The 20,837-nt window shown below is 49.8% G+C and carries 19 protein-coding genes and 4 tRNA genes; 17 read left to right on the top strand and 6 right to left on the bottom strand.

Going from position 1 to position 20,837, the window contains the following annotated elements; all coding sequences use genetic code 11:
- Positions 1-138 precede the first annotated feature (138 nt).
- Complete coding sequence (locus Q8P05_04485) at positions 139-744, bottom strand: hypothetical protein (protein ID MDP2666723.1); 606 nt, start codon at positions 742-744, stop codon at positions 139-141.
- Positions 745-813: 69 nt separating this feature from the next.
- On the opposite strand from Q8P05_04485, the gene Q8P05_04480 reads away from it, so the two are divergent.
- Complete coding sequence (locus Q8P05_04480; GenBank protein MDP2666722.1) at positions 814-2,355, top strand: hypothetical protein; 1,542 nt, start codon at positions 814-816, stop codon at positions 2,353-2,355.
- Between the two features lie 170 nt (positions 2,356-2,525).
- Here the strand turns inward: Q8P05_04480 and Q8P05_04475 are convergent, their stop codons facing one another.
- Positions 2,526-2,993 (bottom strand): hypothetical protein, encoded by a 468-nt coding sequence (locus Q8P05_04475; GenBank protein MDP2666721.1) that lies wholly within the window; start codon positions 2,991-2,993, stop codon positions 2,526-2,528.
- A gap of 35 nt (positions 2,994-3,028) precedes the next feature.
- Between Q8P05_04475 and Q8P05_04470 the strand changes: the two genes are divergently transcribed.
- From Q8P05_04470 to Q8P05_04455, 4 genes are all read left to right on the top strand, one after another.
- On the top strand, positions 3,029-5,443 hold the full coding sequence (locus Q8P05_04470; GenBank protein MDP2666720.1) for a DNA-directed DNA polymerase: 2,415 nt from the start codon (positions 3,029-3,031) through the stop codon (positions 5,441-5,443).
- A 113-nt stretch (positions 5,444-5,556) separates the two neighbouring features.
- Positions 5,557-6,378, top strand: coding sequence for a class 1 isoprenoid biosynthesis enzyme (locus Q8P05_04465; protein MDP2666719.1), 822 nt, complete (start codon positions 5,557-5,559; stop codon positions 6,376-6,378).
- A 137-nt stretch (positions 6,379-6,515) separates the two neighbouring features.
- Positions 6,516-7,421 carry a type II methionyl aminopeptidase gene (gene map, locus Q8P05_04460; GenBank protein MDP2666718.1) on the top strand — a complete coding sequence of 302 codons (906 nt, stop codon included), beginning with the start codon at positions 6,516-6,518 and terminating at the stop codon, positions 7,419-7,421.
- On the top strand, positions 7,418-8,608 hold the full coding sequence (locus tag Q8P05_04455; protein MDP2666717.1) for a hypothetical protein: 1,191 nt from the start codon (positions 7,418-7,420) through the stop codon (positions 8,606-8,608). Before map ends, Q8P05_04455 begins: the two co-directional genes overlap by 4 nt.
- 177 nt (positions 8,609-8,785) lie before the next feature.
- Here Q8P05_04455 and Q8P05_04450 read toward each other — a convergent pair.
- A tRNA-Arg gene (locus tag Q8P05_04450) sits at positions 8,786-8,859 on the bottom strand.
- Positions 8,860-9,002: 143 nt separating this feature from the next.
- On the opposite strand from Q8P05_04450, the gene Q8P05_04445 reads away from it, so the two are divergent.
- Complete coding sequence (locus tag Q8P05_04445) at positions 9,003-9,638, top strand: YIP1 family protein (GenBank protein ID MDP2666716.1); 636 nt, start codon at positions 9,003-9,005, stop codon at positions 9,636-9,638.
- Positions 9,639-9,687: 49 nt separating this feature from the next.
- Here the strand turns inward: Q8P05_04445 and Q8P05_04440 are convergent.
- A tRNA-His gene (locus tag Q8P05_04440) sits at positions 9,688-9,758 on the bottom strand.
- Between the two features lie 155 nt (positions 9,759-9,913).
- On the opposite strand from Q8P05_04440, the gene Q8P05_04435 reads away from it, so the two are divergent.
- Together Q8P05_04435 and hisS are read left to right on the top strand one after the other, a co-directional pair.
- A complete protein-coding gene (locus tag Q8P05_04435; GenBank protein MDP2666715.1) occupies positions 9,914-10,717 on the top strand; it encodes a hypothetical protein in 804 nt (267 codons plus the stop codon).
- A 48-nt stretch (positions 10,718-10,765) separates the two neighbouring features.
- Positions 10,766-12,076 carry a histidine--tRNA ligase gene (hisS, locus tag Q8P05_04430; GenBank protein MDP2666714.1) on the top strand — a complete coding sequence of 437 codons (1,311 nt, stop codon included), beginning with the start codon at positions 10,766-10,768 and terminating at the stop codon, positions 12,074-12,076.
- 1 nt (position 12,077) lies between these two features.
- Here the strand turns inward: hisS and Q8P05_04425 are convergent, their stop codons facing one another.
- The gene (locus tag Q8P05_04425) at positions 12,078-12,341 is read right to left on the bottom strand and encodes a hypothetical protein (GenBank protein ID MDP2666713.1); all 264 of its coding nucleotides are present in this window, start codon (positions 12,339-12,341) and stop codon (positions 12,078-12,080) included.
- Positions 12,342-12,648: 307 nt separating this feature from the next.
- Between Q8P05_04425 and Q8P05_04420 the strand changes: the two genes are divergently transcribed.
- The 9 genes from Q8P05_04420 to Q8P05_04380 all read left to right on the top strand — a co-directional run bounded on the left by Q8P05_04420 (position 12,649) and on the right by Q8P05_04380 (position 20,016).
- Positions 12,649-12,720: transfer RNA gene (locus Q8P05_04420), tRNA-Thr, on the top strand.
- Positions 12,721-12,928: 208 nt separating this feature from the next.
- Positions 12,929-13,393, top strand: a complete 465-nt coding sequence (locus Q8P05_04415) for a YbhB/YbcL family Raf kinase inhibitor-like protein (GenBank protein ID MDP2666712.1) — start codon at positions 12,929-12,931, stop codon at positions 13,391-13,393.
- 527 nt (positions 13,394-13,920) lie between these two features.
- Complete coding sequence (locus tag Q8P05_04410; GenBank protein MDP2666711.1) at positions 13,921-14,592, top strand: ribose-5-phosphate isomerase A; 672 nt, start codon at positions 13,921-13,923, stop codon at positions 14,590-14,592.
- Between the two features lie 8 nt (positions 14,593-14,600).
- A complete protein-coding gene (locus tag Q8P05_04405) occupies positions 14,601-15,311 on the top strand; it encodes a methyltransferase domain-containing protein (GenBank protein MDP2666710.1) in 711 nt (236 codons plus the stop codon).
- A 158-nt stretch (positions 15,312-15,469) separates the two neighbouring features.
- Positions 15,470-15,543 (top strand) — tRNA-Met (locus tag Q8P05_04400).
- Between the two features lie 32 nt (positions 15,544-15,575).
- Entirely contained in the window at positions 15,576-16,238 is a 663-nt protein-coding gene (gene thpR, locus Q8P05_04395) for an RNA 2',3'-cyclic phosphodiesterase (GenBank protein MDP2666709.1), read from the top strand.
- Between the two features lie 607 nt (positions 16,239-16,845).
- Positions 16,846-18,342 carry a multicopper oxidase family protein gene (locus Q8P05_04390; protein MDP2666708.1) on the top strand — a complete coding sequence of 499 codons (1,497 nt, stop codon included), beginning with the start codon at positions 16,846-16,848 and terminating at the stop codon, positions 18,340-18,342.
- Between the two features lie 305 nt (positions 18,343-18,647).
- The gene (locus tag Q8P05_04385) at positions 18,648-19,556 is read left to right on the top strand and encodes a VOC family protein (protein ID MDP2666707.1); all 909 of its coding nucleotides are present in this window, start codon (positions 18,648-18,650) and stop codon (positions 19,554-19,556) included.
- Between the two features lie 25 nt (positions 19,557-19,581).
- Positions 19,582-20,016: a VOC family protein gene (locus Q8P05_04380; GenBank protein ID MDP2666706.1), complete on the top strand. Its 435-nt coding sequence runs from the start codon at positions 19,582-19,584 to the stop codon at positions 20,014-20,016.
- 18 nt (positions 20,017-20,034) lie between these two features.
- Here the strand turns inward: Q8P05_04380 and Q8P05_04375 are convergent, their stop codons facing one another.
- Positions 20,035-20,697, bottom strand: coding sequence for an NAD(P)H-dependent oxidoreductase (locus Q8P05_04375; GenBank protein MDP2666705.1), 663 nt, complete (start codon positions 20,695-20,697; stop codon positions 20,035-20,037).
- Positions 20,698-20,837 lie beyond the last annotated feature (140 nt).

The following is a 20,837-nucleotide window of genomic DNA, read 5'->3' as shown; positions in this document are numbered from 1 at the left end:
ACTTTTTGGGAAAAAGTTTGATCAAAAACCCTCCTTTTAGAAAAAAGGGCGATCAAAAACGACCTAGAAAAAATTTACAAGAAAACGGTTTAGAAAAATATTCTGTCGAAAAGAACATCGGGGGCAAATGACTAAAGGCTATTTCTTGTCCTTGCTCCCGAACAAGAGTTTCTGTTCCGTCTCAAGGACTTTCTGCATCAGGGCATTCAAAGCCCCCATGCGGGATTTAATTTCGGATACGTCATTGGCGATGACATCCGTGCGCGTGCCTAATCCAGCGAGGCGGGAAGAAAGGGTATCGATATTCATCCCGTCCAGCCGGTCATGGAGCTCGACCACCGCGGAGTGGGTGTCCTTCAATTGTTCGCCGTGCTGTTCCAGTGCCAAATGGGTGATGCTGTCACGCAGGGAATGCTCATTTTGTATGGACTGTTCCCGATGGGCCATCTGCTGCTGCAACACTTCGCTCGTGCGGGAAGCGATGGCCTCGTGGTCGGCTTCTGACAAGGAAGGGTTGGATTCTCCCCTGGAAGCCGTATTGGGTTTTTCAGATAAGGGAGGAGGGGGGGAGGCCGGAAAGGAAAGACCTTGGGATGAGTCTTTTATTCCCGCGCGGGAGAGGAAGGATTGGACCTGCTCGTTGCCCAACCCCAGGTCAGAAAGAGTAGAACGGATGATGTTATCCGAGAGACCCGCGTCCTGCATCTTGCGAATGGTGTTGAGGATGATTTCGTCATTGACCATGGCCAGCCTCGCGTGCGCTTTAAATAGGAACCAACCCTGCTATAAAAAACCTCTTCCGTTGGAATCCCCATGCCGTTGTTCAAGATCGCCCAAGGACCCTGGTCGCTGCTCCTGAAAGGGAATATCCAGGATCAGTCACTCGAGGTGTACACGAGCCCCGAAAAATGGATCTACATCCAAACCCTGCACCCGGAAGGGGGAACATTCACCCAAGCCACGTGCGAATTCTACCAGGTGTACGAGGCCACTGGAGATGTCCGGGGGTTTGTTCAAACCCTGCCACGGGACTTATTGGTATGGACTAAACACAGCGTGGACGAGACGCATACCTTTCTCATATTGGGCAGCGACCCCGTGTCGGTGGCGTGGGAGGAGGGCATCGTGCTCGAGCAGACGGATATACTTCTCAAGAAAATAGAGGTGGGGAACTCCCTGCTGAAAGAAGTGGCACGGGCCTATGACATCCAGATGACCCCATTAGCCCAGACCAATGAGAAGGTGCGGAATGCCTTCTTCAGCGCGCCCATGCTCATTCCCATGCTCGCCACGAGTGCCCACTATTCCCGCGAGGGGGATCAGACTATTCGCACGCCGCAAGCGCATAGCGGGGCGCTTCCCGGGGAATTCATATTGGGAACGACCCAAGCAGGATTGCTAGTGAAGGAACCCATTCTCTTCTTCAAGAAAACCCTTGTGGAAGGGGGGCGGAAAGAGCACCGGGAACACGTGCTTCAGGTCATCGCGGAAGGGGCCTTATTCTCCAACATCCCCGTGGTCATAATGGACTGGAACAACACATTCTCGGTCATGCGCAATCCCAACGCGAGCGCGGACACGTTGCACATGCAAAAGATTGAAGGGGACCCCATTGGTTTTCCCCTGAAGGAATTCCTGCCTTTCGAAAATTTGAAGATCGAACTCTCAACTGTTCCTCCTGAGGCCATGGTGGAAATACTGGGATTGGAGCATCATGAATTGGGATTGCACCTCGCTCGATTTCTGCGCGAGCATTCCGTGACCTCCATTGACGAAGGGGTGCGCATTTTGAGACAACTCCCCCCCTCGGACACATTCTCCTCCTTCCAGATCAACAGCCTCATACGACTCCTTACCCTATTGGACCAAACATTCCCCAAACTATTCGACGGGACCAATCCTATTGAGGAGATATCCAAGAGCTGGTTCCAATCCATCGGACGAATAGGAGTTGTGCGTCTGCCTCATACCCCCCCGCGCCTGCGCAACCTCCTGGTGTACACCATCATGAAGGGGATCTATTCCTGGTACACCCGGAAAGGAGTATCCGATAGAATGAAATCCCTCATTGTCATTCCAGAGGCCATGCCCCTATTCGACCCCCGCCGGGAACCCGCCTTGCACCGGGAACTGGAACGGCTGTTGAGCGAGAGCAACACCCAGGACGTGGGGTTTATCCTCTCTTCAGCCCACGGCATCGATCTCCCGCAGAATGTCCGCAACCTCTGCGACGCCCAAATCTCCGTCATCGGCGGACGCCAGGCCGGAGTGGCTTTGGTGGGCCGCAAAAACTACCGCGTCACCCTGAGAGACACCTACTCCCAGCGCGTGGTGGGAGACTTCTTGTTCTCATAACGAACTTTTTAAAAAAAAGTTTCATCAAAAGAAACTTTTTAGGAAACCAAGCAAAACTATGTTTTGCGAGCATCGTAACAACCCTTTTTCCGCTGGAAAAAGCGTTGGCGGAAAATAGTGTTTACGATGAAGTTTGATCAAAAAAACGAACGCTTTTTAGGAAAAAGGATTTATTTTTTCCGTTCGCCCAACCGCTTATCAATCAGTTCTTCCACTTGCTCGCGGGTGACGTAATGCAAGGGGTTCATCCCATCGATGATATATTTGAGTTCTTTCACCTCGTCCTGCTTGGCGGCGGAGCGGGAGAGGGTGTCGAGCCTTGATTCCAGTTGGACGAGCTGGGAGGATAAGGCGCTCGCCTGGCGGGATAGGTCAGAGACGAGTTGTTTAGTTTCATCGGACATCCCTTCCCCTTGCGTCTGGGCGAGGGAGGTGGAGAGTTCCTTGACCCGCTTGTTGATGATGATGAGATTTCTTCCGAGTATTTTCTCGTTGCGGACGAGGTACTTGATCTTCTGGGTGATGACCAGGACGGAGGCGTTGAGGGCTTTGAGGTCCCGGTTGAGGGTGTAGAGGTAATCCGTCCCTCCTTGGGGGCGGGGAGGCGCCGGGTAACCGGCTGGGAGGGGGTCGGGCATGGATTAAAAGACCGGTCGGGGCTTAAAAAAGAGGTATGGCCTCGCGCAGCAAGGAAACAGGGGAGGGGTGGCTGTTAGATGTGCAGATGCACGAAGACCAGGGAAAGAGCGTCGTGGAGGTATATGTCCGCACCCCGGGAGGGGTGAAATTGTTCCTGGATAGAACATTCCCCCCTTACTTCTACATAACATGTGATTCCCGGTTCCCCATTCCCGAAATGATTTCCAGCCTTGAAAATGAGACGTTCCCTGGAGGTATCCGCCTTGCTCACGTCCAAAAAGTCACCCGAGCCAACCAGGTATTTATCCGCTTGGATTTCCACCGCATTCCCGACCTATTAGGGGTGAGGGAGCTGATTCTCCGCTATCCTCATGTGAAGGAGATGCATGAGTATAACATCCCCTACACCCGGCGTTATCTCCTGGATAAAAAACTCATTCCCAATCAGAAAATTGAATTGACGCTAAACCAAACAGGAGATATCCATTCAATTTCTTCCCTCGATTCACCCCCCGCGTCTTGGCGAGTTGCTTCTTTCGACATCGAAACATGTGGGTTAGGGACTTCGCCCAATTCTGACGCGGATGAAATCATTTCCATTGCCATTACCACTCCTGAAGGAAACAAAGTGTTCATGCCCCAGCATGTGGATGACCTAACCACTTTGGTTCGGGATGAAAAACATCTTCTCGAACAATTCATCACATTCCTTCGTCTCGCGAATGTGGATATTATTGCCACCTACAATGGTGATGGGTTTGATTTTCCTTTTCTCCTGGCGCGCGCCCAGAAACATGGGGTGTCCCTGGACCTTGGATTTGGTGAACCCCAACTCGTGGGACGTGGCAGCGGGCACGAAGCCCGGGTAAAAGGGATGCCCCACGTGGATGTGTTGCAACTCGCCCGCCTCTTGAATCGTTTTCAGGCCCTCAAAACCGTGAAATTGGATTTGGGGAGTGTGATGCAGGCCGTTTTCGGGGAAGGGGAGAAAACGCTGACCCATGTTCAGATCCGCGAAATCTGGCAAACCAAAAAAGGATTAGAAAAATTGGCCCTCTACAACCTCAATGACACTATTTTCACCCAGCGTCTCGCCCTGGAATTCCTTCCCCTCCTGCTCGAGATATCCAGAATCGTCCGATTGTCAGTCTCGGATACGTGCCGCGCCACCGCCTCCCAATTGGTGGAGGCCGTGCTTTTCGCCGAATGTGTAACACGAAACATTCCCATCCCTAGTCCCCCCACGGACGAACAGGTGAATGCCCGCACCCAGAATCCCATCGAAGGGGGTTACGTGAAGGAACCCACGGCCGGCTTGCATTCGCACGTGGCGGTGTTGGACTTCCGCTCCCTGTATCCAAGTATTATGATCTCGCACAACATTTCCCCCGAGACACTGGATTGTGCGCATAAGGAGTGCCAGAAAGGCCCCAACCGCGCCCCCACGGGGCACTGGTTCTGCACCAAAGAAAAAGGATTGGTCGCCTCAGTGATGGATGATATCCTCCGCCAGCGCATCGCCGTGCAGAAAGAAATGGATACCCTTTCCAAAGACGATCCGCGCCAGCCCAATCTGAAAGCACGCAAGCAGGCGTTGAAGATACTGCTCAACTCCTTCTTTGGGACGCTCGGATTTCCACGCTTCCGCTGGTACTCCCGCGAATCCGCCCGGGCTATTACTGCGTGGGCGCGGCACTATATTCAGAAGACACTTGTGGATGTTGAAAAAGAAGGATATACTGCCATTTACACAGATACAGATTCGGCATTTTTGTTGTTGCCACCAGATAAAAACGAAAAGGATATGCACGCGCTCGTGAAGAAAATAAACAAAACTCTGCCCGGCATTATGGAACTGGAATTCGAAGGCCTCTACAAGCGCGGGCTTTTTGTCACCAGGAAAGAGGGGCACGCGGCCAAGAAACGATACGCCCTCGCGGACTATGACAACCAACTCACGATCGTTGGATTCGAGTATGTGCGGCGCGACTGGTCCAAGGTTGCGCGGGAGACGCAGAAGACCGTGCTCCAGGAAGTCCTCGTGAATGGGAATCCCGAGGCCGCGCTGAGAGCCGTCCAACTGACTATTTCCCGTCTCCGCGAAGGGAAAATTCCCAATAAGGATTTAGTAGTACACACCCAGATGCAGCGCCGTCCCTCATCCTACGCTACAACAACCCCCCATGTCTCCGCCGCGCTCAAGGCCATGAAGCGGGGGAAAGACATCCGAGTGGGGGCCATGCTGGGGTTCATCATAACTACCAAAGGAAAAACCATTTCAGAGAAAGCCGAACTCGAGGAATTCGTGAAAGAAGGGGACTACGACGCCGAATACTACATTCTCCACCAAGTTGTACCCGCCATCGAACGTATTCTCGTGGAACTGGGATACGACCCCCATGATTTGCGCAATCAAGGAAAACAGACCGGGCTGGGGGCGTTTAACTAAAAGAAACTTTTTTTCTAAAATAGTTTGTTCAAAAACGATTTAAGCAGAGAAAGTATTATGACTACATAATTTTATCTCTGCTGGTTTTTATTTAGTACTTTTATAGGATTATCATGGCATTGCAAAAATTCGAAAAAAGTTTTGCAGTATATGTGAAAGCAGGATATGAGTTTGCAACTGCAAAAAAGTTTCCATCCAACCATGAAAAATTGCTTAGAGAAATATCTAATGGTCTTGATGATTCTGTAATGATGCTTGATGATATTATTGATGCCTCAAAAACGCGTAACGGAAAAGCTTGTATTTATGTTCAAGAAGGAATTCCATTTACTATAATCAAAGCAGAAAAACTGCGGTTTGAATCCATTCGAAAAATGACAAAGATTTCTAATTTATTAAAAACAAAGGATTCATTTAAGATTGAATTATTTCAAGCTATTCATGGTTATTTATTTGACTTATATCGTGGTGAGATTTTAATCTCCTCCTCAAACAAGTCAAGTAGTTTTGAAAACTATTTTCTAGCTGTTCGTTTATTCACGGGTGGGCATGTTTCTACGGGATTTAATGTGGGACAATTGTTAGCAAATAAAAAACCGAGTAAAAAATTAGAAAAAATTGCTCATTCTATAGGAATAATTCGACAAATTAATGACGACATTCAAGATTACTTCGAAAAACATCACGAACCATTTGGCGATTTTTTATCTGGAAATAATCGTCTTCCTGAAGTTCTATTCATAAAGTATGGTGGCAATAAGAAATCAGTTATATCATTGGCTAAGAAAGGTGAAATTGCAAAGGCTCGAAATGTGGTGCTAAATGATAAAGTAAAGGATGCCATAAGGAAAATCTATATTGATGAAATCAAAAAGATTGAATCCACTCGCTTAAGTTTCCCACACGCCCGCTTCCTGGAACCCATTTCAATTTAGATCTTTATTGCTACTTCCGCTTGCGGCTGGGTCTTTTGATCCGACCTTAACCAAGGAAGAAGGGGGTGTTCACTGAACCCCTGAAAAGCATTGGTTCAAAGGCCATCGTTTAACAATATTACCCTCCGAGTAAAGGTATGGACCCCCTCATTGTTGCCCATTACGAGACCGCCGCTAAAGTGCATGCGCTCTGCCGCCAGAAAGCGCGGGATATGATCCAGCCGGGAGTGAAACTATTGGATATCGCGGAAGAGATTGAGGCCTTGACAAAAAAAAACGGGTGCGGCATCGCCTTTCCCATCAACTTATCCCTGAATGACATCGCCGCCCACTATACTCCATCCGCCGGGGACGAGACGCTGGTGAAAAAAGGGGATGTGTTGAAAGTGGACATCGGGGTGCACCATGACGGGTACATTGTCGACGCGGCCTTCACACTTGATTTCTCTGGCGACGCGGAAGTGGCCAACTTGGTCACCGCCACGCAAGCCGCTCTGGAAGCGGGGTTCAAGGAAGTCAAAATGGGAGTGGAAGTACGAGTTCTTGGAGCCGCCATCGGGGGCACCCTGAAAAAATATGGGGTGGATCCCATTCTCAACTTGTCCGGCCACGGACTCGACGCCTACACGGCTCACTGTTCCCCTACCATTCCAAATATTGCCAATGACGACCCATCCCCCATTGAAGAGGGACATGCCTACGCCATGGAACCCTTCGCTTCCATCCGGGGAAATGGAGAAATTTTCGAGGCCCCCCAAATAGAAATTTTCGAAGTGCATGAAAAGGTGCCCGTTCGCAATCCCCATGCGCGCCGCATGGTTGATTTCTGCCTCGAACACTATGAAGGATTGCCCTTCGCGGAACGATGGCTCGCCCGCGATTTGGATATGTCGGATTTCTCCCGAAAGACCGCGCTGCGCGACCTGGTGAAATTTGGTGCCATCACCCCTCATCCAGTGTTGCGGGAGAAGAAGGGGGCCATCGTGGCCCAATTCGAGACTACCATGTTAATAAACCAGGATTCAGTCAAGCGCCTGGTATGAATGAGGATGTGCACAAGCCGCTCATAATCGGCGCACTCGTGTTCCTGACCACGCTCGCGTGGGCCTTTTTCCTCAATGAACTCCGCCTGACCCCTGACCAATTGCTCACGGCCATCGGAAATGTGGACGCTCTGAGTGTGTTGATCAGCGGAACATTTGTATTATTCGCAGTATTCTTCTCTCTCACTATCGGATTGTTCACCGCCTACTCGGACAAGGACGAAAGGGGCAGGGTGTACATCGCGACCCTCATTCCAACGATTCTGGCCCTGGCCATTGCCGCTGTGGTTTGGGGGAATTTCGCCCAATGGTATCCATTGTCCCTCTTCTACTTAGGAAGCATCCCCCTCATGCTTGAAACCACGCGCATCAAGCGAATGGAACTCAAGAACTTCCCCGTTTTCCGCAGTAGCTTCAATGGGGCGCAACGTGGACTCCAGATTTTAGGGGTCGGGGTACTGGTGACGCTGGCTTTATTCGCCGCGCCGCAGGGGGACGCCCTCTACCATGATTTCGAGGCCTCCCTCTTCGGAGGACGCATCCTTTCTCAATTGGACGTGGATCAGGTGACAGCGGATTTCCTCATCCAATCCCAGCGCAACACCCTAACCCAAATCACCACCTCCGTTGATTTCCAGAACCTCCGGGGCAGCAGTGACCCGGATGCCCAATCCTTCGTCCAACTCATCGACCTCACTCTCGCCAGCCTGGATGATCCATCCTATCGCGCCGCCATCCTGGCGCAAGTGCGGGAACAACAAAGCCAACTCGATCCGCAAGCTATTGTGGCGCAGGTGCAAGACAAGGTTCCCGGCTTCACCTTCGTGAGGGAAAACTATTGGGTTTTCGCCGCGCTGTTGGGCTCGCTGCTCTACTTTCTCGCCGCCACCTTCATTATTCAACCCATGGCCACGGTGTTTGGAACAATCGCCTCGAACTACATCCCCAAAGAAACCTATATCCCAACTTCTCCTATCGCGGGGTGGGAGCAGGACGTGCGCCAAGACGCCCCCGAACCGGTGCCCGAAACCCCCAGCTCTCCCTCCTCCTGGTCCTATTCGCCCCCTCCCACCACTGACGATGTCAGCACCCCCACGTACGAGCACGTGGAAGAGCCTCCCGCGGATGCTCCTCCCGCCCCCATCCCCGCTCCCGCACCCAACCCTTATCCTCCCGGGTCGAGCTGAAATTCCGAATACGTATTTGAGTCGTTACACCCTTTAGTATGATTGCGCTTGTTTGGGGGCGCGGGAAACAAATCCTGGCAACCGTCACATTTTGAAAAAAGTGATTGAGGCGACTCATTTTTTTTTTTAAAACCAAAGACGAAAATAAAATGGAGGGATTGTACGAATCCCCACCAACACCCGTGCTGGGATTTGAACCCAGGTCTAAAGCTCCGCAAGCTTTTATGCTGTCCAGACTACACCACACGGGCTTTATTCATTGACAAAACCTGTTCACAATACTACAGGTCGACACCACATTCTCTCTGATACAAGATTATAAGCCAACCCCCTCTCTTCCTGGCGAAACAACCATCCCCTAAAAGTTTAAATATCTTGAATCATTGCCCTTGCCATGACCGAAAGGATATTCGACCTTAACTTTGGTGTGCTCCTCAAACCCAGGGAAATCCTTAAGCGCGAGCTTTCATTCGCGGACTCCCGTCTCGCGGCCAAGCGCTTCCTGGTATGGGGGTTCATAGTGGGTCTTGTTTTATCGATCCTGGCTGTTTTCGTCGATGAACTACCGATGGTTCCTGAAGGCACCTCAGGATTGGAAGTGGCAGGGGCCGTGCTGATGGCCCTACTTTTTATTTCAATCTTCTTTTCAGTGGCCATGTTTCTCTACTTCGGCTTTACGTCTGGAATGGACAAACTATTCTCCAAACTTTTCAAATCCAATGGGACCTATGCCCAAAACGTCTACCTGCAATCGGTAGTTGATATCCCAACGATGATAATCTTAATACTCATGAGTATCATCGCGAGCGTTGTTCCCGTAATCGCTTGGATAATCATGATTCTTTTGGTTATCATGTTGTTCTATAGCTTTTACTTGTCCATTCTCGCGAGTGCCGTCGCAAATAGAATAAAGGTGTGGCAAGCGTTCATTGCCCGGATGATATTATTGGTCATCCTATTTGGTTTGCTTATAGTACTTATTCCAATTCTGGTTTTCGCCATTTTCAGTTCGATCGGGTTCGGCGTATGATAATTTGTTGAAAAGAGGATAATTTCCCCTCAAACTGTTACCAAATGAGTGCCCATGGGGGGAGTCGAACCCCCTCCACCAGCTCCACAGGCTGGGATGCGACCGTCACACCGCACGGGCCATTCCAATGGAATTCGAAGGAAAAGGTTTATGAAAAGCCCTTTTTATGGGCCGCTTTTTCCCTGGAAATGGAAAATCCCTCGTGAAAAAGAGCATGGGTTTTATTGCCTAACCCGGATGCGCCCATTAAAAAGGGCGATGGGTTTCATCCCGGCATGATCCTGGCTCGCTATGACTATGAAGGGCACACTCGATGGTTGCTCCCTTCGCGCATCACCATGCCGGTGCTCATTGTGCTCATGCTGGTGGTGCATTTCGCTCTCCAAATATTTTCGGCTAATTTCTCTTTCTCCGAATGGGAATGGGGGGGCGCCATTCTGTACTTGCTGAGCGGAGGCCTCATCCTCCTGGTGGCCGCCGAATCCTTCCGTCACGCGGTATCCGAGCGCAGCCAATTCGACCTCTTCCAGGGGATTGCCCTTTGCATGCTGAGCGTCACCTTCCTGTTCATCGGATTAGGATTGGCAGGATTATTCGGCCTGCTCGCCCAAGACAATGCGAGCCTCGGCTACTACCTCCTCGTATTCGGATTAGGGCTGTCAGGGATATTCTTCTTATTCGCCCCCCGCCAGGGCAAGCTGCATGCGGCTCCCCACATCGTCATGGTGTCCCTGGCCCTCCTCATCGTGTTCCTGGTGGGTCTATACCAACTCCACGCGACCCTCCCATCATTATTCATCGCGGATGGGGTTCCTTCGCTCTGGCGCCAGCAGCTGGTGACAATAGTCCAAGTCCTATTCGTATTGGCCTCCATCCGGTATGCCTTGCTCAACCGGGGAAAGACCTCGCAGTCCGCGCAGTGGCACCTCATTGGGATGGGGACGCTCGCTCTGATTGCCACCGATTTCCTCCTATCCACCGGGCCGGGAGATGCCTACTCCTGGGCAGGACGACTATTCACCGTGCTCGCCGCGGGGGCATTCATCCAATCCCTCTGGTGGAAGCAGAAAGGGGAATAAGCCCCCTTTCCCACCCCTTTTTTATAGCATCGGGGAAGGGACTACGTTATGGCCGAATCCAATTCACGTATGGATGACGAGAAACCAGGGATTCCCCTTCAACCCGTAAAGGGGATGCGCGACATCCTTGGAAAACCCGCGCGCGTCAAACGATGGGTGGAACAGATTATTTACCAAAAAGCCCTCCAATATGGGTTTGAACCCATGCAGGTGCCGGTGATTGAATACTATGATCTCCTCGCCGCCAAAGGGGGCGCGGGGGACGCGGTGCAGAAAGAGATGTTTCGTCTCGAGGACCAATCCAAGCGCCAATTGGGATTACGGTTCGAATTCACCACCTCCCTCGCACGCGTAGTCATAGGAAATCCTGATCTCCCTAAACCCATTAAATCATTCAACCTGGGAACGGTGTACCGCTATGAAAACCCTCAAGCCTTCCGCTACCGGGAATTCACGCAGGGGGATGTGGACATCATCGGTTCCCCTTTTCCGGAGGCCGATGCGGAATGCCTCTCATTTGCCATCGACACGATGCGGGCATTGGGATTCGAGGATTTTTCCATCCGACTGAATGATCGACGCATCATGAATGAACTCATGAGCATGAATGGCATTCCCCCCTCTCGTACTACGGAGGCCATGCGCATCCTGGACAAGTGGGATAAATTGGGACAGGAAGGGGTACGGAAGGAACTGCAGGCCGCCGAACTGCCCATCACCATCCTCACCTACTTGAACGACGCTCTCGAGAAGACCAAGAATGACGTCAAGACGAGTGCCATCGCGACGCAAGGGATTATGGCCCTTGAAACGATAATGGCGCTGCTTGGGGCGCAAGGCAAAGACGAATACGTGACATATGACCCTTCCCTCGTGCGGGGAATGGACTATTACACGGGAAGCGTGTTCGAGATCCAAGCCGGGATCACGGCATCCGTGGGGGGTGGGGGGAGATACGACACGCTCATCCAATATTTCGGGGGTCCCTCGCTTCCCGCGGTGGGTATTTCTTTCGGAGTGGATCGACTGGTGGATATTCTCGCTGAAACATTCGAGGAGACGCGGGTGGAAGTTTATGTCATCCCCATTGGGGATACCCTCCCTACCTGTCTGAATGTCATTGACCGGCTGCGCGCCTATGGATTACGTGTGGAAATTGACCTCATGCGCCGCGGAATAAGCAAAAACATGAATTATGCCAATTCCCAGGGGATACCAGTGGTGCTCATCCTGGGTGAAGATGAAACGGCAAATGGAGGAATTACCCTCCGTGATATGACGAGCGGAGAAGAAACACTCATCCCCCTCGATGAGAAAGGGAAACTGGAGAAAGAAATAGAGCGCCGAATCCTGAAATGAGTTAATCCCGAAAGTTATCCTCCATGCGCCGGGTGGAATGACACCAGAACCGTTGCTTCACGGGATCATAAAAAATGAAATAGAGGGTCTTGTCCTCTTCTCCTCCCATGAAAATCCGGGCCCGACGGAACATGTCATCATCATTCCCACTGCCTTGCGCGAAATCTCTGGCGATCATCTTTCGGGTGAAAGAAGGTGCATATTCCTTCATCCTATCCCATTCGATGGCGATCTTCCGCTCCACTTCCTCTTTCACTTCTTCCAACCACTCCGACTTGATAGATGTAAACGCGTCCGATGACCGAAACGATTCTGGATGCGGGAGCGGACGGAAGCGACGCTTACGCCTTCCCTCATGCGCCTCTATTTGAGGATGGGGTTTTTTTTAGTGGAAAAGGAAAGGAAATTTTTTCGGGGGAGTCTCGTCGGATTGGAACGCCGCTCATGAAAAAGGGTGACATTTGGGTCATTTTTCATACTGAAAAGTACTTTCCCCTTCATCTTAAAACGCTATAACCTATGCTCCGCCACCCACTTTAAATGGATTCCCCCGCGTGCTCTTTAGGAAAACGGCCTCTGTAGCTCAGTGGTAGAGCGCCACATTGGTAATGTGGAGGTCGCGAGTTCAACTCTCGCCAGAGGCTTATTTGGCAAAAGCCTATTCAAAAAAAGTTGCCCAGTGGCCGTTTTGACCGTTATTCCCCAGAGGCCTCGGACCCAAGAAGGGGAACATACCATTCCCCCCCGCCAGTCTGGGCCCCCTTTTCAAACCATTTTGGATTCCCTTTTCTAATGCATCCTGAAAAGTATCCTTATAATTTTCCAAATAGTCCTCTTATGAAGGTAGCCCGAATGAAACTCCTATCCCCCGCATTCGCGCATGGAGAAAAAATTCCCCAAAAGTACACCTGTGACGGGGAAAACATATCCCCACCCCTCACCATCACCGGAGTGCCCGGGCATGCCCGCTCGCTCGTCCTGCTCATGGACGACCCGGACATCCCGGAATCAGTGCGGATGACCAAAAAAATCACCTCCTGGGACCATTGGGTGGTAATAGATATTCCCACCTCCACGGCTTCTATCCCAGAAGGAACGAATCCCGAAGGAGTGGTGGGGCGGAACACGCAGGGGGAGAATGCCTACACCGGCCCCTGCCCCTCGGATAGGGAACACCGGTATGTCTTCCGGCTCTATGCCCTGGACCGGAAATTGGATTTATGGGAAGGGGTCTCCAAGAAAGAAGTCGAGGATGCCATGGTGGGCCGCATCCTCCAGGACGCTCAACTCATTGGGCGCTATGACCGAAAGCGGTGACACCTCCTTCGGCCATTTGAAAAAATGGCGAAAAACAGTCTATTTCTGCATCATTCAGGGCGCCGTTTTGAAAACGCGCACGGGTGTTCCATCCTTCGAAATTAGGAGAGGCGGTCGTTCCCGCGCGCCAAACCGCCCCAAAAAAGATACACGTTTAAATACCAGAAGACTGCACACCATGCGACGATTTTTTTTAAGAAAATCGTTCAAAGGAGAATGTAAAAAATGCCCAAAAAGAAGGCTAAAAAAGTCACCCCCGCCAAGAAGGGGAAGAGAGGAAAGAAGAGGTAATACTCCTTTCCAAATCCATTAATCACCAAAAAGGAGGGAACACCACCATGGCCGCTGCACGAAGAGCCTCTTCGAGAGCCCGAAGCCCAGCCGCTTCAGCCCGCCGAAGCCCCGCAAGCTCGCGCCCCCGCGCCCGCCGCTAACGGGATCGGCATTAAAATTAACGCCCGGGAGTTTCCCGGGCTTCCTTCCTTTTTCTCCCTAATCCTTATATCCCCCTAATCTCATTCTCCCGCATGCTCTCGGAAGATCACGTGGACGCGTTCCTGGCCAAATACGTCAAGGACGGGAAGGTCATCGCCATAGGCACCAACCAATTGGGAGACCTCTTCCTCAAGAAGCTGGGTCTGCTCTGCGAGCAGAACCACTGGGAAATCCCCCTCATTCCCACGTCCACGAGCCAGGTGCACACGGCCCAACAATTCCATCTGCCTTTAACCACGCTCAATGAGCGGGAGGTGGATATCGCCTTCGAATTCGTCTCTCAGGCGGATTCGGACTACAATTTCACCAAACGCATCACCTACTCCCTGGTTCGAGACAAGATGATCGCCCAATCCGCGGGAGAGATGATCGCCATCCTCCCGAGCCAGGAGATGTATGACAAAATCCACGGGGACGTGCCCTTCGAGATCAGCACCTTCGGGTGGAAACGCACCCTGCTCCTGCTCGAGCAAATCGGACGAGTGGATTATTCAAAATACGAGAAAGAACCCCCCCTCTCGGAGTCCGGCCACTATCTGGTAGAAGCCACGATCGACGACAAACTGACTTTAGAGGAAATTGATTCCCAATCCCGTCTCATCCCGGGCGTACTCGAAACCGGCCTCTTCCTCGGAATGGCCGATCGACTTGTATTAGTGGGGGAAACTGAAATAAGGGTGAAAAGCCGGCTGACGTTTGAGTGAGGGGATGCATGCCCGTTTATCGCTCTAGCAAACCAAAAGGAAAACCCGTGCCCCTTCGTGTGATTCGGGTGGAACGAGTGGCCTCTCAGAAGGGAAAACGAATCTATTCTCGTTCTCCTTTTGATTATACGTTTGATCACTCCTCCTTGCGCATTGTGGCGGGGGAATTGCGCTTTGATATTGCTGGATGGCTGCGGCATCGAATGAAAAAATCGTCCCGTCTGAACGTACTGGATTGGGGGTGCGGTGCAGGATTGGCTATGGGTGAATTGCAACGGGAGTTTGGTCCACACATTCAGATGATAGGGTACTCCAAACACTCATACCCCGAATGGAGAAGGGAAGAGGGGGTAATATTCATTCACGGGGTGGACATGGATTTATTTCGTTATACCAAACGCGCTCATCTCCGGTTTGATTTAATTTATTCAAACATGGGAACAATATACCTGATGAAGGACCCTTTACCTAAATTAGTTTCACCTACGTCGCCAGGGTTCGAAACCGCGTATACATATGTCGAAAAACTTGCCACGCTACTCAAGCCAGGGGGTATAATTGTTTTGGGAACGCACGATCGAATTATTGTGAATGATGAAATTGGTCTAGATGTTCAATGGGAAAAAGTATATACTCGGCTCAAACGGGAGCATCCTGAGTGGCACGTGAAGAAGAATAAGGTCAGCTTCACTGTGCAACTTCCGGACCCTCACGTATGAACTGTTTTAGGGTGCGATTGCTGGATTGGGTATCGTTTAACGCGCTCATCTCGGCCCATTTTTAAGCCTTGTGAAACCGAAATGATTGAGTTAGGCCTACTGCAGGATTGCTTGCAATCCTGCTAACGTAGTCCCTCGTCGCGCAGGGGCGAAACCCTGCCTTGGTAGCTCAGTTGGCTAGAGCGCCGGATTCATAACCCGGAGGTCGGGAGTTCAAGTCTCCCCCGAGGCATGATTTAATAATTTCGTGATCTATTCGGATTCATGCATTCTTTGTTAAGGGGAAAAAAGCCGCGTGCGTTAGGTGTCACATCGAAATTAGGGCGTACACGTTTCAAGTCGGAAAAAGGGCGTTTATTTCCGAGGAGAATAGCACACTCCTCCCATTCTAATGTGCGTCGTGTATTCTTTGCAGTTCGATTAACGCCTGCACAACAAAAACAAGTTCAACGACATTGGCTTAATCGTCTTTCTGGAAAGAGGAATATTAAAATACAACACCCTGAAAAACTGCATATCACGCTACACTTTGTTGGGAATATGACACCAAGTGAACTGAACAAACTAATTGAACGATTTCAAAAAACAATACTTCCATCTGCTGCCATGATTCAAATTGGTGGAAAAAAGCCAGTTGGAACATTTCAGTCTCCGAATATCTTATTTGCCCGTGTACGCGATCCAAACAGCTTTTTGAAAGAATTAAATAAATGGTTATATGAATTATGGCCCCAAAAAAGGTTTGATTATACACCTCATGTCACGCTTGCTAAAGAGATGGATAGCGATCAACTCCGCGATTTGAGTGAAAAAGTCAATCGAAGTTCTCTTCGCTTTGACTATGTCCCAAAAGAAATAGTCCTGGTTGAAAAATACACTAAAAATGGGCAATCAAAACATCGTGTGATCTCCCGGAAACGATTTTAAATAAGAACAATTTTCAGTTATGTTTGTAGATTCTAAAAAAGGCATAGCACAAAACTGCCACAAAAATTCGCCTCTGAGACACTGGTTCACTTTGCCAGGCCGCTGCGATACAGAGTGGTAACGCGACCCCTTGGTTTTCTTTTGATTGGGCGCGTTCGCCACGGCTGTCTACACTGTGGGACGGTTTGGATCGCCATGTTTATTCCAAATAGGACAATTTCCTTTTTCGAGCCAATGAATAAATAGTCGCTATGCATTAAGCCAGTATCCAAAGAGTTTGAATCAGTAAGCATGTTGCACTGGGCGGTTAAGACCTCCCCCGAGGTACATCGTCTAGGTTGAAAACTTACGTCATTTGCGATGCTGCAACTCATAGCCGAGTTCCGGCGCCTATCAAAAGAGGGAGCGACCAAATAGCATAATACTATCGGCAGTTTCGCCCAAACTGAAAGCCACTTGTTTTTTATGGGGTATATTCACAATTCCAATTTCCACCCATTGGGTTATTTTTTTTCATTCATATTCTATTCTGAAGTCATTTTTTCAAAAAATAAGTGCTTATCCCAATACCATCTTAATTTAAAGAACTGTTAATAATTCATTACACATGAATCTTTCACTCGTCCTTCTTGGAGTTGTTGTTATAGCATCGCTCGCCGGTTGTGTAGAAAACAATACTCCCTTTGCAAGCGTTCTGCCGACTACGAAAGAATCCCTCGTCATTAATTTACCTGATAATGAAACATTCACATTAACCGCCTCACCCGTGCGATGGACGCTCGAAGGGATTTCACAAAATGGATACGCGTATAACGAAAGCATTCCAGGTCCCTTCCTTAAAGTCAAGCAGGGTTCGCACGCCAAAATAAATTTTGTTAATCAATTGCCCGAACCTACTACCGTACACTGGCACGGAATTCGCGTGGCCAACAAAGATGATGGTGTCCCGGGCAGTACTCAGAAGGAGGTGGCATCGGGAAAGACATATCAATATGATTTGATCTTTCCCGACGCTGGATTATATTGGTACCATCCTCATGTCCGAGAGGACCGGCAGCAGGACTTGGGAATGTATGGACTCATCTGGGTCGAACCTCAAAATCCATTGCCAGTCATGAAAGAATTTACGTGGGCGTTGGATGATATACAACTTTCAAAAAATAAAATCCAAGTTTCAGGAGACAAAACGTTGTTCGCACTCATGGGACGGTACGGGAATCAGCTCTTGGTAAACGGTCAATCGGATGCACGTGTACAAACTCAAACGGGCGAGTGGGTTCGGTTCTTGCTCGTAAATGTCTCAAATGCACGTCCCATGCGCTTTGCCATTGATGAACAAACGTTATATGTGCGGGCAATGGATGGAGGTTTTTTGCCCGAGCCAGTTGAAACAGATGCAGTTATCTTAGCCCCCTCCGAACGTGCCATCGTGGAGGTTCAATTTTCACAACCCGGGGTGTATGAAGTGCTGAATCAAACGCCCATCGGAAAAGCAGTTTTTGGAACGATAGAAGTAGGCTCATCATCCATTGCATTATCGGATATACCGGAATGGGTGCCAGATTCCGCTGATTTACCCCCCATAGAGAAACTTGAAATGTTGAAGGGAATCGAACCGGATTGGGAATATGACATTGCGCTTGATTGGCCGTCTATGGAATCCATGATGGGGGGTGGACATACGATGCATGGGGGGACAAGCAGCGATGGAGTGGAATGGGAAGATTCTATGTTCATGATGAACGCTGGCACTTCCAGCGAGGATGTCACGTGGATTCTCCGTGACCCCGTGACTGGAAATGAAAATATGGACATTATGCAGACCGCTTCAATGGATTCATGGAAGGTCATTCGACTAAAGAATTTGAAAGACAGTATGCACCCCATGCAACACCCTATTCATTTACACGGACAACGATTTGTTGTGTTAACCATTGATGGAAAACCTGTAGAAAATGCCTCCTGGAAAGACACCGTGCTCATTCCATCGGGCAGCACAATCGATATTGCGGTGGAGTTCTCAAATCCAGGCGAATGGATGCTTCATTGTCATACTGCAGAACACTTGGAATCTGGAATGATGACGAATATCCATGTTGAATGATGAATCGCCGAGCTGGCAATAAATCTTATTGAAACTTTTTAGAAAAAAGTTTCATCAAAAAGGTTTATACCTCGCCCTTTAGGGCGACCGTGAGTCGCCCATTTTTTGGCGAGCGATCACGCGAGTAGGTGACATCCTTCCCATATCGGATACCCCGGCCTTTAGGCCGGGGAAGAAGTCATTGATTGGGGTTTGGTTTGTGGTCCAGACCGCACTGAATCTGTGAGACCAAATAATCCACTTGACTTGGATCTTTTTTTCTTTTGACCATTTCATATTAAACGGTTTAGGTGCTTATTGTATTCATGTCAAATATCGCCCCCCACCTATGGTTTGACAAAGAAGCAAAAGAGGCCGCGGAATTTTATACTTCTGTGTTTCCCGACTCGAAAATCATATATGTGACGCAAATTCATGACACGCCCTCCGGGGACTGCGATATCGTTTCATATTCCATTGCGGGACTTGATTTCATGGCAATCAGTGCGGGCCCCCTGTTCAAAATTAACCCTTCCATTTCGTTTTTTGTAAATTTTGATCCATCTAATGACCCGCATGCGCGGAAAAATTTGGATGCACTGTGGGAAAAATTGACGCCGGGGGGAACAATACTCATGCCCTTGCAGAAATACCCCTTCAGCGAGTGGTACGGGTGGGTGCAGGATAAGTACGGCGTGTCCTGGCAACTTATTTTGACCCATCCGGAAGGGGAATCGCGGACGGCTCTCGTACCCTCGCTGCTATTCACCAAGGACCATGCGGGCCAGGCCGAGGAAGCCATCGACTTCTACGTGAGCGTTTTCAAGGATGCCCGACGCGGTCAAACCGCCCGTTATCCGGCAGGGGCCGAATACGACAAAGAAGGGACCATTATGTTTGCCGATTTTATGCTCGAAAACCAATGGTTCGCCGCCATGGACAGCGCTTATCCCCATGCCTTTGGGTTTAACGAGGGAGTCTCCCTCATCGTCGAATGCGAGACGCAGGGGGAGATCGACTATTACTGGGATAAGCTCTCGGCGGTACCTGAAGCCGAACAATGCGGATGGTTGAAAGACAAATTCGGGGTTTCCTGGCAAATTGTTCCGAAGGCGATGAATGAAATGATGCAAACAAATGATCCTGAGAAAAAGAAACGGGTCACGCAGGCATTTCTAAAAATGAAGAAATTCGATATTGGGGGGTTGAAAAAAGCCTATGATGGGAACCCCTGATCAAAACAACAACGAGGTGAGAGCCATGATTCAAGTAAACGCGTATCTCAATTTTGCGGGGAATACGGAAGACGCCTTCCGTTTCTACCAATCCGTTTTTGGGGGGGAATTAACCCCTGTTGTGCGATTCAAGGATATGCCCATGGAGGGAGTGACTATTTCAAAAGAGGATGAAAACAAGGTGATGCATGTGGGACTGTCTATTGGACAAGGTCACATGCTGATGGCCACCGATGTCTTGGAATCCCTAGGACAGAAATTAATCAAAGGAAATAACATTCACCTTTCCATTCATCCTGACAGTAAAGAAGAAGCTGACCGCCTATTCCATGCGCTCTCCCAAGGCGGAAAGATAGAAATGCCCATCGCCGACCAACCCTGGGGGGATTATTATGGGTCGCTCCAGGATCAATTCAGCATTCAGTGGTTGGTGAATTATCGCTATCCCAAACCCCAATAGGTCTTGTATTCCAAAAAATCATTTCCGGGGTTCCAACGGATATACTTTCAACAATTTAGCATAGTATGCCATATTCCGTGCGAGTGTTTTGGCCATGTATTTGGCCGCGGCATTCTTGAGCATTTTTTTCTTGTCATTCGCTGGATTCTGACCCACTTCCCCCACCCAATAGGCCGCGCATTCGGGGGGTAAAGTAAAGCCCATCCAGCTCAGCACTTCCATGAGGCTCCCCATGGTTTGCTGCGCCCCGTCCTCGCTGCCGGTGATTACGATGCCGGCGACTTTATTGTACAAGGAAGACCGCCCTTCCTTCATACGTTCCTCGTCAAACGCATCTAACCGCTCAATCACCCGCTGCATTAAACTGGAACGGTTGCCCCACCAAATGGGGGTGGCAAAAAGGATGATGTCGCTTCCGCGAATCTTTTTGGCTATCTCAGGCCATTTATCCTGCTCGCTTTCTTTGAAACCCAATCCTACTTCAATATGGCGATCGGAAAGCCGAATGCTTTCCACTTTGATTTTTGCGTGGGTGCGCATGAACCGCAATACGATTTCCACTAATGCCTGCGTATTGGATTTTTCGGATCCGTGCTTTAGTGAACCATTCAGTATCAAAACCCGGAGGGTCCCGCGGAAAGCCGGCATTTTGCAGGGAAAATATTTCAAGGGACGGCGCATGGGGAAACCGTGGAAATGGAGTTAAAAAAGATGCTTTTCCAGGAAAATGGAGGAGTTTTCTCTCCCGGAAATGGGGATCAACGGGCTTCTCATCTATCTCCATTTTTATGCATTAGCGCCCACGGATAGTGCATTGATCC

The sequence above is a fragment of the Candidatus Diapherotrites archaeon genome (genome assembly GCA_030688545.1).
GTDB lineage: Archaea > Iainarchaeota > Iainarchaeia > Iainarchaeales > VGJJ01 > VGJJ01.
The sequence above is the reverse complement of the archived record's forward strand: the minus strand, read 5'-3'. Positions and strand labels throughout refer to the sequence as shown.

Coding starts and splice junctions, on each gene's coding strand:
- Q8P05_04485 (MDP2666723.1), bottom strand. CDS start 744: ATGGTCAATGACGAAATCATCCTCAACACCATTCGCAAGATGCAGGAC.
- Q8P05_04480 (MDP2666722.1), top strand. CDS start 814: ATGCCGTTGTTCAAGATCGCCCAAGGACCCTGGTCGCTGCTCCTGAAA.
- Q8P05_04475 (MDP2666721.1), bottom strand. CDS start 2,993: ATGCCCGACCCCCTCCCAGCCGGTTACCCGGCGCCTCCCCGCCCCCAA.
- Q8P05_04470 (MDP2666720.1), top strand. CDS start 3,029: ATGGCCTCGCGCAGCAAGGAAACAGGGGAGGGGTGGCTGTTAGATGTG.
- Q8P05_04465 (MDP2666719.1), top strand. CDS start 5,557: ATGGCATTGCAAAAATTCGAAAAAAGTTTTGCAGTATATGTGAAAGCA.
- map (MDP2666718.1), top strand. CDS start 6,516: ATGGACCCCCTCATTGTTGCCCATTACGAGACCGCCGCTAAAGTGCAT.
- Q8P05_04455 (MDP2666717.1), top strand. CDS start 7,418: ATGAATGAGGATGTGCACAAGCCGCTCATAATCGGCGCACTCGTGTTC.
- Q8P05_04445 (MDP2666716.1), top strand. CDS start 9,003: ATGACCGAAAGGATATTCGACCTTAACTTTGGTGTGCTCCTCAAACCC.
- Q8P05_04435 (MDP2666715.1), top strand. CDS start 9,914: ATGATCCTGGCTCGCTATGACTATGAAGGGCACACTCGATGGTTGCTC.
- hisS (MDP2666714.1), top strand. CDS start 10,766: ATGGCCGAATCCAATTCACGTATGGATGACGAGAAACCAGGGATTCCC.
- Q8P05_04415 (MDP2666712.1), top strand. CDS start 12,929: ATGAAACTCCTATCCCCCGCATTCGCGCATGGAGAAAAAATTCCCCAA.
- Q8P05_04410 (MDP2666711.1), top strand. CDS start 13,921: ATGCTCTCGGAAGATCACGTGGACGCGTTCCTGGCCAAATACGTCAAG.
- Q8P05_04405 (MDP2666710.1), top strand. CDS start 14,601: ATGCCCGTTTATCGCTCTAGCAAACCAAAAGGAAAACCCGTGCCCCTT.
- thpR (MDP2666709.1), top strand. CDS start 15,576: ATGCATTCTTTGTTAAGGGGAAAAAAGCCGCGTGCGTTAGGTGTCACA.
- Q8P05_04390 (MDP2666708.1), top strand. CDS start 16,846: ATGAATCTTTCACTCGTCCTTCTTGGAGTTGTTGTTATAGCATCGCTC.
- Q8P05_04385 (MDP2666707.1), top strand. CDS start 18,648: ATGTCAAATATCGCCCCCCACCTATGGTTTGACAAAGAAGCAAAAGAG.
- Q8P05_04380 (MDP2666706.1), top strand. CDS start 19,582: ATGATTCAAGTAAACGCGTATCTCAATTTTGCGGGGAATACGGAAGAC.
- Q8P05_04375 (MDP2666705.1), bottom strand. CDS start 20,697: ATGCGCCGTCCCTTGAAATATTTTCCCTGCAAAATGCCGGCTTTCCGC.